At 64.3% G+C, this 13,333-nt stretch carries 13 protein-coding genes; all 13 read left to right on the top strand.

Features of this window, described 5'->3' with window-relative positions:
• The first annotated feature begins 120 nt into the window (after window positions 1-120).
• The 13 genes from PP4_RS07175 (at window position 121) to fliL (ending at window position 13,333) form a co-directional block, all read left to right on the top strand.
• On the top strand, window positions 121-1,338 hold the full coding sequence (locus PP4_RS07175) for a sensor histidine kinase (RefSeq protein WP_016498547.1): 1,218 nt from the start codon (window positions 121-123) through the stop codon (window positions 1,336-1,338).
• Window positions 1,338-2,693: a sigma-54-dependent transcriptional regulator gene (locus PP4_RS07180; protein WP_016498548.1), complete on the top strand. Its 1,356-nt coding sequence runs from the start codon at window positions 1,338-1,340 to the stop codon at window positions 2,691-2,693. Before PP4_RS07175 ends, PP4_RS07180 begins: the two co-directional genes overlap by 1 nt.
• Window positions 2,694-2,910: 217 nt before the next feature.
• Window positions 2,911-3,243 carry a flagellar hook-basal body complex protein FliE gene (gene fliE, locus PP4_RS07185; RefSeq protein WP_003254438.1) on the top strand — a complete coding sequence of 111 codons (333 nt, stop codon included), beginning with the start codon at window positions 2,911-2,913 and terminating at the stop codon, window positions 3,241-3,243.
• Between the two features lie 15 nt (window positions 3,244-3,258).
• On the top strand, window positions 3,259-5,037 hold the full coding sequence (fliF, locus tag PP4_RS07190; protein WP_016498549.1) for a flagellar basal-body MS-ring/collar protein FliF: 1,779 nt from the start codon (window positions 3,259-3,261) through the stop codon (window positions 5,035-5,037).
• Window positions 5,030-6,049, top strand: coding sequence for a flagellar motor switch protein FliG (gene fliG / locus PP4_RS07195; protein WP_016488432.1), 1,020 nt, complete (start codon window positions 5,030-5,032; stop codon window positions 6,047-6,049). Before fliF ends, fliG begins: the two co-directional genes overlap by 8 nt.
• Window positions 6,050-6,227: 178 nt before the next feature.
• Window positions 6,228-7,022, top strand: coding sequence for a flagellar assembly protein FliH (gene fliH / locus PP4_RS07200; RefSeq protein WP_016498550.1), 795 nt, complete (start codon window positions 6,228-6,230; stop codon window positions 7,020-7,022).
• Window positions 7,012-8,367 (top strand): flagellar protein export ATPase FliI, encoded by a 1,356-nt coding sequence (gene fliI / locus PP4_RS07205; protein ID WP_016498551.1) that lies wholly within the window; start codon window positions 7,012-7,014, stop codon window positions 8,365-8,367. Before fliH ends, fliI begins: the two co-directional genes overlap by 11 nt.
• 6 nt (window positions 8,368-8,373) lie before the next feature.
• Window positions 8,374-8,826, top strand: a complete 453-nt coding sequence (gene fliJ / locus PP4_RS07210; RefSeq protein ID WP_016498552.1) for a flagellar export protein FliJ — start codon at window positions 8,374-8,376, stop codon at window positions 8,824-8,826.
• A 123-nt stretch (window positions 8,827-8,949) separates the two neighbouring features.
• Window positions 8,950-9,255: an STAS domain-containing protein gene (locus tag PP4_RS07215; RefSeq protein WP_016498553.1), complete on the top strand. Its 306-nt coding sequence runs from the start codon at window positions 8,950-8,952 to the stop codon at window positions 9,253-9,255.
• An 8-nt stretch (window positions 9,256-9,263) separates the two neighbouring features.
• Window positions 9,264-10,955: a fused response regulator/phosphatase gene (locus PP4_RS07220; protein ID WP_016498554.1), complete on the top strand. Its 1,692-nt coding sequence runs from the start codon at window positions 9,264-9,266 to the stop codon at window positions 10,953-10,955.
• Between the two features lie 48 nt (window positions 10,956-11,003).
• Entirely contained in the window at window positions 11,004-11,351 is a 348-nt protein-coding gene (locus tag PP4_RS07225; protein WP_016498555.1) for an Hpt domain-containing protein, read from the top strand.
• A gap of 72 nt (window positions 11,352-11,423) precedes the next feature.
• Window positions 11,424-12,680 (top strand): flagellar hook-length control protein FliK, encoded by a 1,257-nt coding sequence (locus tag PP4_RS07230; protein ID WP_016498556.1) that lies wholly within the window; start codon window positions 11,424-11,426, stop codon window positions 12,678-12,680.
• A 155-nt stretch (window positions 12,681-12,835) separates the two neighbouring features.
• A complete protein-coding gene (gene fliL / locus PP4_RS07235; protein ID WP_016498557.1) occupies window positions 12,836-13,333 on the top strand; it encodes a flagellar basal body-associated protein FliL in 498 nt (165 codons plus the stop codon).

The following is a 13,333-nucleotide window of genomic DNA, read 5'->3' on the forward strand; positions in this document are numbered from 1 at the left end:
AGCGGGTTTACCCGCGAGGAGGCCCGCACAGGCAATAAAAACCCTCATCTCCGGCACGGCTATTGCTACACCGCTGGCAACACACCGTTTTTATGACGGTCAGCCACGCGAGAGAGCACGATGCCCCAGGCCGCCCACGTAACCCGAGCCCCCGATCATCAGGGGCAGACCCCGATCGAGCAGGATAGCCACCAGGGTATCGAGCAAGCCTTCGCCCTGTTCAATCAGGTCTCCAGCCAACTCAGCCAGTCCTACAGCCTGCTCGAAGCCCGGGTCAGTGAGCTCAAGGGCGAGCTGGCCGTGGTCAGTGCCCAGCGCATCGAGGAACTGAGCGAAAAGGAACGCCTGGCCAACCGCCTGCAGAACCTGCTGGACCTGCTGCCTGGCGGGGTGATCGTGATCGATGGCCATGGCCTTGTACGTGAAGCCAATCCGGCTGCCTGCGAACTGCTCGGCGAACCGCTGATCGGCGAGTTATGGCGTCAGGTAATCGCCCGCAGCTTTGCGCCACGCAAGGACGATGGCCATGAAATCTCGCTGCGCGACGGCCGGCGGCTGTCCATCGCCACCCGCTCGCTGGATGCCGAACCCGGCCAGCTGGTGCTGCTCAACGACCTGACTGAAACCCGTCGCCTGCAAGACCAGCTGGCCCGCCACGAGCGCCTGTCGTCGCTGGGGCGCATGGTCGCCTCGCTGGCGCACCAGATCCGCACGCCGCTGTCGGCCGCCATGCTCTACGCCAGCCACCTCGCTGACAGCGAGCAACAACTGAGCCCGGAAACCCGCCAGCGTTTCGCCGGTACCTTGAAGGAGCGCCTGCACGAGCTGGAGCACCAGGTGCGTGACATGCTGGTGTTCGCCCGTGGCGAGTTGCCGCTGGGTGATCGTGTTACCCCAAAAGCCCTTTTCCAGGCCCTGCAGCAGGCGGCTCAGGCGCATGTGCAGGGGCACGCCGTGCGCTGGCAGTGCGACAGCCATCTCGGTGAGCTGCTGTGCAATCGTGACACCCTGGTCGGCGCCTTGCTCAACCTGATCGAAAATGCCCTGCAGGCCAGCGACGGCCCAGCGCGCCTGAAGGTGCACCTGTTCCGTCGCGAGCGCACCCTGCATCTGTGTGTCAGTGACGCCGGCAGCGGTATCGCCGCCGAGTTGTTGGCGCGCCTTGGCGAGCCGTTTTTCACCACCAAGGCCACTGGCACCGGCCTCGGCCTGGCGGTGGTCAAGGCTGTGGTGCGTGCACACCAGGGCGCTATCAGCCTGCGTTCGAAGGTGGGCCGAGGCACCTGCGTGCGGGTAGAGCTGCCGTTGATCGACGGGCAATTGGCGGAGGGGGTGTAATGGCAATCAAGGTGCTGCTGGTCGAGGACGACCGCGTATTGCGCCAAGCGCTGGGCGATACCCTGGAAATCGGCGGTTTCGCCTACCAGGCAGTGGGCAGTGCCGAAGAGGCGCTGGAGGCGGTGGTGGATGATGCCTTCAGCCTGGTGGTCAGCGATGTGAACATGCCCGGTATGGACGGGCATCAGTTGTTGAGCCAGTTGCGCCGCCAGCAACCTCAACTGCCGGTGCTGTTGATGACGGCGCACGCCGCCGTCGAGCGTGCCGTCGAAGCAATGCGCCAAGGTGCTGCCGACTATCTGGTCAAACCGTTCGAGCCCAAGGCGCTGCTCAGCCTGGTCGAGCGGCATGCCGCCGGGCGGGTGTCCGCTGACGAGGGGCCGGTGGCCTGTGAGCCGGCCAGCCGCCAGTTGCTGGAGTTGGCCGCACGCGTGGCGCGCAGTGACTCGACCGTGCTGATTTCTGGTGAGTCCGGCACCGGCAAGGAAGTGCTGGCGCGCTACATTCACCAGCAGTCGCCGAGGGCGGCGCAGCCCTTTGTGGCCATCAACTGCGCGGCCATCCCCGACAACATGCTCGAAGCCACCCTGTTCGGCCATGAAAAGGGGGCCTTCACCGGTGCCATCGCCGCCCAGGCCGGCAAGTTCGAGCAGGCCGAAGGCGGCACCCTGCTGCTCGACGAAATCTCGGAAATGCCAATGGCCTTGCAGGCCAAGCTGCTGCGCGTGCTACAGGAGCGCGAAGTGGAACGGGTGGGCGGGCGCAAGCCGATCAGCCTGGACATCCGCGTGCTGGCCACCACCAACCGTGACCTGGCCGGGGAAGTGGCAGCCGGTCGCTTCCGTGAAGACCTGTTCTACCGCCTGTCAGTGTTCCCCCTGGCCTGGTGCCCGCTGCGTGAGCGCCCGGGCGACATCCTGCAACTGGCCGAGCGCCTGCTGGCCCGCCACGCGGTCAAGATGAAACACGCCCCGGTGCGCCTGTCGCCGCAGGCCCGGGCCTGCTTGCAGGCCTATGCCTGGCCGGGCAACGTGCGTGAACTGGACAACGCGCTTCAGCGGGCGCTGATCCTGCAGCAGGGTGGGGTGATCGAGGCGGCGGATTTTTGTCTGGCAGGCGCCATTCCCTTGTCGGCTGGCACGGGGCCGTCAGTCGAAGCCATTGCCGAGGTCAGCGGGCTGGGCGATGACATGCGCCGCCATGAGTACCAGATGATCATCGATACCCTGCGCGCCGAGCGCGGTCGGCGCAAAGAGGCGGCCGAGCGCCTGGGCATCAGCCCGCGGACCCTGCGCTATAAGCTGGCGCAGATGCGCGATGCCGGGTTCGACGTCGAGGCCAGCCTGTTCGGCTGACACTCCGCCCGCAGAGGGCGCGATACCTGTGGGAGCGGGTTCACCCGCGAACACCGGCGAAGCCGGTGCCATATACCGAGTCGGATTCTTCGCGGGTGAACCCGCTCCCACAGGGGTTGTGTTGCCTGAACTATATAGGCTGGCACCTTTGTTGCTTTACGTAGGCTATTCGCCGCATGAGTGTCAAAAAAATGCGGCCGCAGGAGAGAGAAGGGTCATGAGCCAAGGTGTTGAATTCAATCGTCTGATGCTGGACATGCGGGCCATGCAGGCCGATGCAATGTCGCTGCCCAAGGTCACCGCCGCCCCCGAGCTGGCGCCGGGGCAGAGTACCTTTGCCGACATGCTTGGCCAGGCAATCGGCAAGGTGCATGAGACCCAGCAGGCCTCGACCCAGCTGGCCAATGCCTTCGAGATCGGCAAGAGCGGCGTCGACCTGACAGACGTGATGATCGCTTCGCAAAAGGCCAGTGTGTCGATGCAGGCCATGACCCAGGTACGCAACAAGCTGGTCCAGGCGTACCAGGACATCATGCAGATGCCGGTTTGAGGACGGACGTAGACCATGGCTGAAGCAGTCGTCGACAACCCCCCCGCCAAGACGGGCCCGGCAGCGGCCAAGCGCCCGCTGCCAGGTATGTCGTTCCTGGAAAACATCGCGCAGATGCCCATGCTGCGCCAAGTCGGCCTCATGGTCGGCCTGGCGGCCAGCGTGGCAATCGGCTTTGCCGTGGTGCTGTGGTCGCAACAACCCGATTACCGTCCGCTGTACGGCAGCCTGTCGGGCATGGATACCAAGCAGGTCATGGACACCCTGGGTGCTGCTGACATCCCCTATAACGTCGAGCCCAACTCCGGTGCTCTGCTGGTCAAGGCCGACGACCTCTCCCGTGCGCGCCTGAAACTGGCGGCCGCCGGCGTGGCGCCCAGCGATGGCAATGTCGGTTTCGAACTGCTCGACAAGGAGCAGGGGCTGGGCACCAGCCAGTTCATGGAAGCCACTCGCTACCGCCGCAGCCTGGAAGGCGAGCTGGCGCGTACCGTTTCCAGCCTGAACAACGTCAAGGCCGCACGCGTGCACCTGGCCATCCCGAAAAGCTCGGTGTTCGTGCGCGACGACCGCAAGCCGAGCGCCTCGGTACTGGTCGAGCTGTACCCGGGCCGTGCCCTGGAAGCCGGTCAGGTGTCGGCCATCGTCAACCTGGTGGCGACCAGTGTGCCGGAGCTGGACAAATCCCAGGTCACCGTGGTCGACCAGAAAGGTAACTTGCTGTCCGAGCAGCTGCAGGACTCCGCCCTGACCGAGGCCGGCAAGCAGTACGACTACAGCCGCCGTATGGAAAGCATGCTTACCCAGCGCGTGCGCAACATCTTGCAGCCTGTGCTGGGCAATGACCGATACAAGGCCGAAGTGTCTGCCGACCTGGACTTCAGTGCCGTCGAGTCGACTGCCGAGCAGTTCAACCCCGACCAGCCGGCGCTGCGCAGCGAACAGTCGGTTGACGAGCAACGCGCCAGCAGCCAGGGCCCGCAAGGTGTGCCTGGTGCGCTGAGCAACCAGCCGCCAGGCGCCGCTTCGGCGCCGCAAACCACCGGTGGCGCCGCTACCCCGGCCGCAGCCATTCAGCCTGGCCAGCCGCTGGTGGATGCCAACGGCCAGCAGATCATGGACCCGGCCACCGGCCAGCCGATGCTCGCACCGTACCCGTCGGACAAACGCCAGCAAAGCACCAAGAACTTCGAGCTGGACCGCTCCATCAGCCACACCCGCCAGCAGCAGGGGCGCATGACCCGCCTGTCGGTGGCAGTGGTGGTAGACGACCAGGTCAAGATCGACCCGGCCACCGGCAACACCAGCCGTGCACCGTGGGCCGCCGAAGACCTGGCGCGCTTCACCCGCCTGGTGCAAGACGCGGTCGGCTTCGACGCCAGCCGTGGTGACAGCGTGACGGTGATCAACGTGCCATTTGCCGCCGACCGTAACGAAGAAATTGCCGATATCGCCTTCTACCAGCAGCCGTGGTTCTGGGACATCGTCAAGCAAGTGCTGGGCGTGGTGTTCATTCTGGTGCTGGTGTTCGGCGTGCTGCGGCCGGTGCTCAACAACATCACAGGGGGCGGCAAGCAGGCCGCTTCGGATAGCGACATGGAGCTGGGCGGCATGGTGGGGTTGGATGGCGAACTGGCCAACGACCGCGTCAGTCTGGGTGGCCCGACAAGCATTCTGCTGCCTAGCCCGAGCGAGGGTTACGAGGCACAGCTCAACGCAATCAAAGGCCTGGTGGCCGAAGACCCGGGCCGTGTAGCCCAGGTCGTCAAAGACTGGATCAACGCCGATGAGTGATAACCGAGCCGTTACCGCCAAGCTGAGCCGTGTCGACAAGGCCGCAATCCTGCTGCTTTCGCTGGGCGAGACCGATGCGGCCCAGGTGCTGCGCCACATGGGCCCCAAGGAAGTGCAGCGGGTGGGTGTGGCCATGGCGCAGATGGGTAATGTGCACCGTGACCAGGTCGAGCAGGTAATGAGCGAGTTCGTCGACATTGTCGGCGACCAGACCAGCCTGGGCGTGGGGTCCGATGCCTACATCCGCAAGATGCTCAACCAGGCCTTGGGCGAGGACAAGGCCAATGGCCTGGTCGACCGCATCCTGCTGGGTGGCAACACCAGTGGCCTGGACAGCCTGAAATGGATGGAACCGCGCGCGGTAGCCGACGTGATCCGCTACGAGCACCCGCAGATCCAGGCAATCGTGGTCGCTTACCTCGACCCTGACCAGGCCGGCGAAGTGCTGAGCAACTTCGACCACAAGGTGCGCCTGGACATCGTCTTGCGCGTGTCGTCGCTGAACACCGTGCAGCCGGCGGCGCTGAAAGAGTTGAACCAGATCCTCGAGAAGCAGTTCTCGGGCAACTCCAACGCCGCGCGCACCACCTTGGGCGGCATCAAGCGCGCTGCCGACATCATGAACTTCCTCGACAGCTCCGTGGAAGGTGCACTGATGGATGCGATCCGCGAAGTCGACAGCGACCTGTCGGAGCAGATCGAAGACCTGATGTTCGTCTTCAACAACCTGGCCGACGTCGACGACCGGGGTATTCAGGCGCTGCTGCGCGAAGTGTCGTCCGATGTGCTGGTGGTGTCGCTCAAGGGCGCCGACGAGCGGGTCAAGGACAAGATTTTCAAGAACATGTCCAAACGTGCCTCCGAGCTGCTGCGCGACGACCTGGAGGCCAAGGGGCCGGTGCGGGTCAGCGACGTGGAAACGGCGCAGAAGGAAATCCTCACCATCGCCCGCCGCATGGCCGAGGCCGGCGAGATCGTGCTCGGCGGCAAGGGTGCCGAGGAAATGATCTGATCCATCAGGTCAGGAAAAAATGGTGGGGCTGGTGCGGTCATTGTGGGAGCTGGCTTGCCGGCGATGAGGCCAGCCCAGGCAGAGTCGTTGCATGGCAAGGGCTGCGCCCTTGATCGCCGGCAAGCCAGCTCCCACAAGGCCCTTATGGGTCGAACATGCTTGTTGAGTACTTTAAAACATGTCCAGCAAAGAACATCACCCCAGCGACCTGATCCGCGCCCGCGACCTCGAGGGCGTGGACGTGTGGACGCTGCCCAGCTTCGACCCGGAGCCAGAGCCCGTACCCGAGCCTGAGCCGGAACCCGAGCCGGTCGAGGAAGAAATCGAGGAAGTGCCGCTGGAAGAAGTCCAGCCGCTCACCCTGGAGGAGCTCGAGGCCATCCGCCAGGAAGCCTACAACGAAGGTTTCGCCACCGGCGAGCGAGAGGGCTTTCACAGCACCCAGCTCAAGGTGCGCCAAGAGGCCGAAGTGGCCCTGAAGGCCAAGCTCGACGGCCTTGAGCAACTGATGGCCAACCTGATGGAGCCGATCGCCGAGCAAGACACGCAGATCGAGAAAACCCTTGTGCACCTGGTGGCGCACATGACTCGCCAGGTGATCGGCCGCGAATTGCACAACGACTCCAGCCAGATCACCCAGGTGCTGCGCGAAGCATTGAAGCTGCTGCCCATGGGCGCGGACAATATCCGCATCCACCTCAACCCGCAGGACTTCGAGCTGGCCAAGGCCCTGCGCGAACGCCATGAGGAAAACTGGCGGTTGCTGGAAGACAGCGCACTTCTGCCGGGGGGCTGCCGTATCGAAACTGCCCATAGCCGCATCGATGCGACCATGGAAACGCGCATCGAGAAAGCCGTGGCGCAGCTGTTCGACCAGTTGCATGACCATTCCCTGCACCCGGCGGCGCCAGACATGTCGGTAGACCTGGACGCCCCGGTCGAGCGTTCGGTGGAAAGCCCTGATGCGCCTTGACCGCACCAGCTTCGGCAAACGCCTGGGCAGTTATGCCGAGGCCATCGAGCTGCCGGCCCAGCCCATCGTCGAAGGCCGCCTGCTGCGCATGGTCGGGCTCACCCTGGAGGCCGAAGGCCTGCGTGCCGCGGTGGGAAGCCGCTGCCTGGTGATCAACGACGACAGCTACCACCCGGTCCAGGTAGAAGCCGAAGTCATGGGTTTTGCCGGGCCCAAGGTGTTCCTCATGCCCGTCGGCAGCATTGTCGGTATCGCCCCCGGCGCCCGGGTGGTGCCGCTGGATGACGGCGGCCGGCTGCCCATGGGCATGAGCATGCTCGGCCGTGTGCTGGACGGCGCGGGGCGTGCGCTGGATGGCAAGGGCGGGATGAAGGCCGAGGACTGGGTGCCGATGGACGGCCCGGTGATCAACCCGCTCAACCGTGATCCCATCAGCAAGCCGCTGGACGTGGGCATCCGCAGTATCAATGGCCTGCTGACCGTCGGTCGCGGCCAGCGCCTTGGCCTGTTTGCCGGTACTGGCGTAGGTAAGTCGGTGTTGCTGGGCATGATGACCCGCTTCACCGAAGCCGAAATCATCGTGGTTGGCCTGATCGGTGAGCGGGGCCGTGAGGTGAAGGAGTTCATCGAGCACATCCTGGGTGAAGAGGGCCTCAAGCGTTCGGTAGTGGTGGCTTCGCCTGCCGACGATGCGCCGCTGATGCGCCTGCGCGCTGCCATGTATTGCACGCGCATCGCCGAGTACTTCCGCGACAAGGGCAAGAACGTGCTGTTGCTGATGGACTCGCTCACCCGTTTCGCCCAGGCCCAGCGTGAAATTGCCCTGGCCATCGGCGAGCCGCCGGCCACCCGGGGTTACCCGCCGTCTGTATTCGCCAAGCTTCCCAAGCTGGTGGAGCGGGCGGGCAATGGCGAGGCGGGTGGTGGTTCGATTACCGCGTTCTACACCGTGTTGTCCGAAGGTGATGACCAGCAGGACCCGATCGCCGACTCGGCGCGCGGTGTGCTCGACGGCCACTTCGTGCTGTCGCGCCGGCTGGCCGAAGAGGGGCATTATCCGGCCATCGACATCGAAGCCTCGATCAGCCGGGTGATGCCCCAGGTGGTCGATGCCGACCACTTGCGCCAGGCGCAGAAGTTCAAGCAATTGTGGTCGCGCCTGTCGCAAAGCCGCGACCTGATCAGCGTGGGCGCCTATGTGGCCGGCGGCGACCCGGAAACCGACCTGGCCATTGCCTTGCAATCGAAGCTGGTGGAGTTTCTGCGCCAAGGCCTGCAGGAGAATGTGGGCATGGCGCAGAGCCGCGAACAGCTGGGGGCGATCTTCACGCCCCCGGCGGGCTGATAGGCCATGGCGCTGCCCGGACGCGCTGCGCGCCTGGCGCCGGTGGTGGACATGGCCGAGGAAGCCGAGCGCAAGGCAGCCCAGCGCCTGGGGCATTTCCAGCAGCAGGTGGCCACCTCCCAGGCCAAGCTGGCCGAACTCGAACGGTTTCGTGAGGATTACCAGCTGCAGTGGATCAACCGCGGCGGGCAGGGGGTCAATGGCAGCTGGCTGGTCAACTACCAGCGTTTTCTGGGGCAGCTGGAAACGGCCATGACCCAGCAGCGCCAGAGCCTGGTGTGGCACCAGAACAACCTCAACAACGCCCGTGGCACCTGGCAGCAGGCCTATGCCCGGGTAGAGGGTTTGCGCAAGCTGGTGCAGCGCTACATGGACGAAGCCCGGCGCGCCGAAGACAAGCGTGAGCAGCGGTTGCTGGACGAACTGTCGCAGCGCTTGCCCCGGCAAAACCATTTCTGATCCTGTCTTGCACCATCAATCAGGGGGCCGCATCGCCTGCTGGAACCATGTGCTTGCCACCCATGCCATCGCCTGCTAAACCTTAATGGAGTTGCATCCGCCATCATCGAAGGAATCGCTAGCATGGCAGTCGAGACTGATTTTTCGCGGGAAGGGAATAAGCTGACGATCAAGATCAAGGGGCGCTTCGATTTCGGCAAACATCAGGAGTTTCGTGACGCCTACGAACGCCAGCCCTATCGGCCCGATTCGGTAATCGTCGACCTGAAGGACACCACCTACCTCGACAGTTCTGCGCTCGGCATGCTGCTGTTGCTGAGGGATCATGCGGGCGGCGATGAGTCGGATGTGCGCGTGGTGCACGCCAGCTCCGATGTACGCAAGATCCTCGCCATCTCCAATTTCGAAAAACTGTTCGACATCAGTTGAGCGCCGACATGCCGCCCCGACAGGCGTTGACCGTGCTGGTCGCCGAAGACGGGGCCGCCGACAGAATGCTGCTGGCGCAGATCGTGCGCCGCCAGGGCCATCAGGTATTCACCGCAGAAAACGGCGAGCAGGCGGTGGCGCTGTTCGTCGAGCGGCGCCCGCAGCTGGTGCTGCTGGATGCGCTGATGCCGGTGATGGATGGCTTCGAGGCGGCGCGGCAGATCAAGGCCCTGGCCGGCGAGGCGCTGGTGCCGATCATTTTCCTGACGTCGCTGAATGAGGAGGAGGGCCTGGTGCGCTGCCTGGAGGCCGGGGGCGATGACTTCATGGCCAAGCCCTACAGTGCGGTGATCCTCGGCGCCAAGATCCGCGCCATGGACCGCCTGCGCCGGTTGCAGGCTACCGTGCTGGAGCAGCGTGACCAGATTACCCGGCACCACCACCACCTGCTCAACGAGCAGCGGGTTGCCAAGGCGGTGTTCGACAAGGTGGCCCACTCCGGCTGCCTTTCTGCCCCCAACATCCGCTACCTGCAATCGCCCTATGCGCTGTTCAACGGCGACCTGATGCTGGCTGCGTTCACCCCGGCCGGTGACATGCGTGTGCTGCTTGGCGATTTCACCGGCCATGGTCTGCCAGCGGCGGTAGGGGCGATGCCGCTGGCTGAAGTGTTCTACGGCATGACCGCCAAGGGCTACGGCATGGCGCAGATCCTGCGCGAGATGAACGCCAAGCTCAAACGTATCCTGCCGGTGGACATGTTCTGCTGTGCACTGCTGCTCGACCTCAGCTTGCAGCGCGGTTCGGTCGAGGTGTGGAACGGGGGTATGCCCGATGGCTATCGCCTGTCGGTAAGTGGCCATGTGCTATCATCACTGAGCTCTCGGCACCTGCCGCTGGGTATCCTGGCTGCAGAGCGTTTCGATGACAGCACTGAAGTGCTGCCGTTGGCACAGGGCGAGCGCTTGTTGCTGTTGTCGGACGGCGTGCTGGACACCGCCGATGACCAGGAACGGTTATTCGGCGTGGAGCGTTTGCGTGCGGTGCTGGCCGACAATCGCGACCCTGCGCAGCTGTTCGATGAAGTCATGCAGGCGCTGGAGCAATTTGGCGGGCACCCGCGTGATGACATCAGCCTGTGCGACATCCGCATGTTCAGCGCGGAGGAGCGGGTGCCGGCGCCGATGATCTACTCTGATAGCGGCCGTTCCAGCCCGCTGGACTGGTCGCTGGGGTTCGAGGTGCGTGGCGAGAGCCTCAAGCGCTTCAACCCGGTGCCGTATCTGGTGCAGTTGTTGCAAGAAATCCACGGCCTGCGGGCGCGGACCGGCAGCCTGCACGCGGTGCTCAGCGAGCTGTATTCCAATGCGCTGGAGCATGGGGTGCTGGGCCTGGACTCGCAGCTCAAGCGCGATGTGCAGGGGTTCGCCGACTATTATCAGGAGCGCGCCCGGCGGCTGGGTGCGTTGAGCGACGGTTTCGTGCGCATCGACTTGAGGGTTGAACCGCACGCCGAGGGTGGGCGTCTGATGATCGAGGTGCTCGACAGTGGCGCCGGGTTCGATGTGCAGCGTGTGCTGTCGCGGCCGTCGCTGGCGCAGGGCCTGAGCGGGCGTGGCCTGAACCTGATTCAGCGGCTGGCCAGCAATGCCCGCTGGAGCGAAGGCGGGCGTTGCGCACATGTGGAGTTCGTATGGTGAGCCACAGGTTGGCTCGGGCATAATCTGGCTTGATCAAGGAGTGAACAAGTGACTGACATGCATATTGACCACAAGGTCCTCAGTGACTTGCGTGAAGTCATGGAGGATGGCTACCTGCAGTTGGTGCAAACCTTTCTCGACGACTCTGAACGGCGCCTGAGCCAGCTGCACGCGGCCAAAAGCGCCGAAGAGCTTGGTGCGGCCGCCCACAGCTTCAAGGGCAGCAGCAGCAACATGGGCGCCGTGGCCTTGGCTTGCCTGTGCCAGCAACTGGAAGACCGCGCGCGGCAGCGCCCGCTCTATGGGATCGAAGACCTGATCAACCGCATCGATCTGGAATACGTCGAGGTGCAGCACTTCTACCGCGATGAGCAGCAGCGTATTTCTGCAGGCTGATGTGTGAGTTGGCGCGAGTCTTGCTTTTCTCCGGCTGGATGATCTTTCTGTTCCTGGCGCGGAGACCGCTCGATGCCTGTCGCACCCAACCCTTTGTTGCAAGCCAACGCCATTAAAAGCACCTCGCGTTCGGCCAGCGCGCAGGCGGATAAACCGCTGCAGGCGCTGGGTGACAAGGGCGACGGCTTTGGCCAGGTGATGGCCAGGCAGGGGCGTGATAAGGCCGTCGGGCAGGATGACAAGGCTGCCCCGGCCAAGCTCAAGGACAAACCTGAGGCGGCAGCGGGTGGCAAGAAAGACCCCGCCGACAAAACTGCGGTTGCCGATGACGGCAACAAATTGCCAGCTGACGACGCGGCCCAGACCGATACCGGGCTGCGTGATGCCAGCCTGGTGGCCGGCCAGGTCACCGACGCCCAGCCTGGTGCGCAACTGATCCAGGCCCAGGCCGAGGCCGTTGCGCCGGTACTGCAGGCCGCCACGGCGCAGGTTGCTGCGCTGCCCGAAGAACCCGCTGCCGAAGAAGCCTTCGACCCCGATGCCGACCCGTTGGCTAACCTGCCAACCTTGCGGCTGGCCTTGGAGCACAGCGCCCAGGCCAAGGGTGGCACCTCGGCACATGCGCTGGATCCGTCCCAGGCCCAGGGCGAAGATGGGCAGGCAGCCGTCAATACCTTGGCGAATCTGGTGGAAAATGCCGAGGGTGAAGCAGGTGAGCCGGGCGACAAAGCCTTTGGTGCCTTGCTTGAAGATGGCCTGAAAGACAGCAAGAGTGCCAGCAGCGACACCCGCATCGATGATTTCGCCAATCGCCTGGCCAGCCTGACCCAGGCGGCCACGGCCAAGACCGCCAATGCCGTGCCGGCCAATGCCAGCCCGTTACACCAGCCATTGCCGATGAACCAGGGTGCCTGGGCCGAGGGCCTGGTCAACCGGGTCATGTACCTGTCCAGCCAGAACCTCAAGTCGGCGGATATCCAGCTGGAGCCGGCGGAGCTGGGCCGCCTGGACATTCGCGTCAATGTTGCGACGGACCAGTCGACCCAGGTCACCTTCATCAGCGGTCACGCCGGTGTGCGTGATGCCCTCGACAGCCAGGTGCACCGCCTGCGCGAACTGTTCGCCCAGCAGGGGTTGGCCCAGCCGGATGTCAACGTGGCCGACCAGTCGCGCGGGCAGCAACAGCAGCAGGGGCAGGCGCAGGGCAGCAACCTGTCCGGGGTGGCGGCGCGCCAGGCGGAGCAGGGCGGGGGCGAGCCCGTCGAGGGCACCCGGCCTGTGGAGCAGCAGGTGGTTGTTGGCGACAGTGCGGTTGATTACTACGCCTGACCTTCATTTGCAGTGTCGGCCTCTTCGCGGGCATGCCCGCGAAGAAGGCAGCACCGCAAAACCTGCTGGAACCCATCGTCTGCAAAATCTGGCATAACACTTGCTCAAGCCAAGCCATCCACCTTTGAACCCCTGATGGACGACGGATTATTGGCATGGCGAAGAGCGAAGCAGTCAAAGACCCCGCCACTAAAGGCAAACTCAAACTGATCCTGCTGGCCGTCGTAGGCCTGTTGCTAGCGATCGGCCTTTCGGTGGGCGCTACCTGGTTCATCATGCACAAGAGCGATTCGGCCCCGGCCGCCGAGCCTGTGGCCGGCAACGTCAAGCCAGCAGCGATCTACGAGGCGCTGACCCCGGCATTTGTGGTGAATTTCAACCAGAACGGCCGCCAGCGCTACATGCAGCTGAGCATCACCATGCAGGCGCGCAACCAGGCCGACCTGGATGCCCTGAAGGTGCACATGCCGGTGATCCGCAACAACCTGGTGATGATGTTCTCCGGGCAGGGTTTCGACACCTTGGCCAGCAGCCCGGTCGGGCAGGAGATGTTGCGCCAGAAGGCGACCGCAGTGGTTCAGGAAGTGGCCCAGAAGGAAGTCGGCAAGCCGGTCATCGACCAGTTGCTGTTCACCAATTTCGTATTGCAGTAG

The organism is Pseudomonas putida NBRC 14164, assembly GCF_000412675.1.
In the GTDB taxonomy this organism is placed as follows: Bacteria; Pseudomonadota; Gammaproteobacteria; order Pseudomonadales; family Pseudomonadaceae; genus Aquipseudomonas; species Aquipseudomonas putida.

Coding starts and splice junctions, on each gene's coding strand:
- PP4_RS07175 (WP_016498547.1), top strand. CDS start 121: ATGCCCCAGGCCGCCCACGTAACCCGAGCCCCCGATCATCAGGGGCAG.
- PP4_RS07180 (WP_016498548.1), top strand. CDS start 1,338: ATGGCAATCAAGGTGCTGCTGGTCGAGGACGACCGCGTATTGCGCCAA.
- fliE (WP_003254438.1), top strand. CDS start 2,911: ATGAGCCAAGGTGTTGAATTCAATCGTCTGATGCTGGACATGCGGGCC.
- fliF (WP_016498549.1), top strand. CDS start 3,259: ATGGCTGAAGCAGTCGTCGACAACCCCCCCGCCAAGACGGGCCCGGCA.
- fliG (WP_016488432.1), top strand. CDS start 5,030: ATGAGTGATAACCGAGCCGTTACCGCCAAGCTGAGCCGTGTCGACAAG.
- fliH (WP_016498550.1), top strand. CDS start 6,228: ATGTCCAGCAAAGAACATCACCCCAGCGACCTGATCCGCGCCCGCGAC.
- fliI (WP_016498551.1), top strand. CDS start 7,012: ATGCGCCTTGACCGCACCAGCTTCGGCAAACGCCTGGGCAGTTATGCC.
- fliJ (WP_016498552.1), top strand. CDS start 8,374: ATGGCGCTGCCCGGACGCGCTGCGCGCCTGGCGCCGGTGGTGGACATG.
- PP4_RS07215 (WP_016498553.1), top strand. CDS start 8,950: ATGGCAGTCGAGACTGATTTTTCGCGGGAAGGGAATAAGCTGACGATC.
- PP4_RS07220 (WP_016498554.1), top strand. CDS start 9,264: ATGCCGCCCCGACAGGCGTTGACCGTGCTGGTCGCCGAAGACGGGGCC.
- PP4_RS07230 (WP_016498556.1), top strand. CDS start 11,424: ATGCCTGTCGCACCCAACCCTTTGTTGCAAGCCAACGCCATTAAAAGC.
- fliL (WP_016498557.1), top strand. CDS start 12,836: ATGGCGAAGAGCGAAGCAGTCAAAGACCCCGCCACTAAAGGCAAACTC.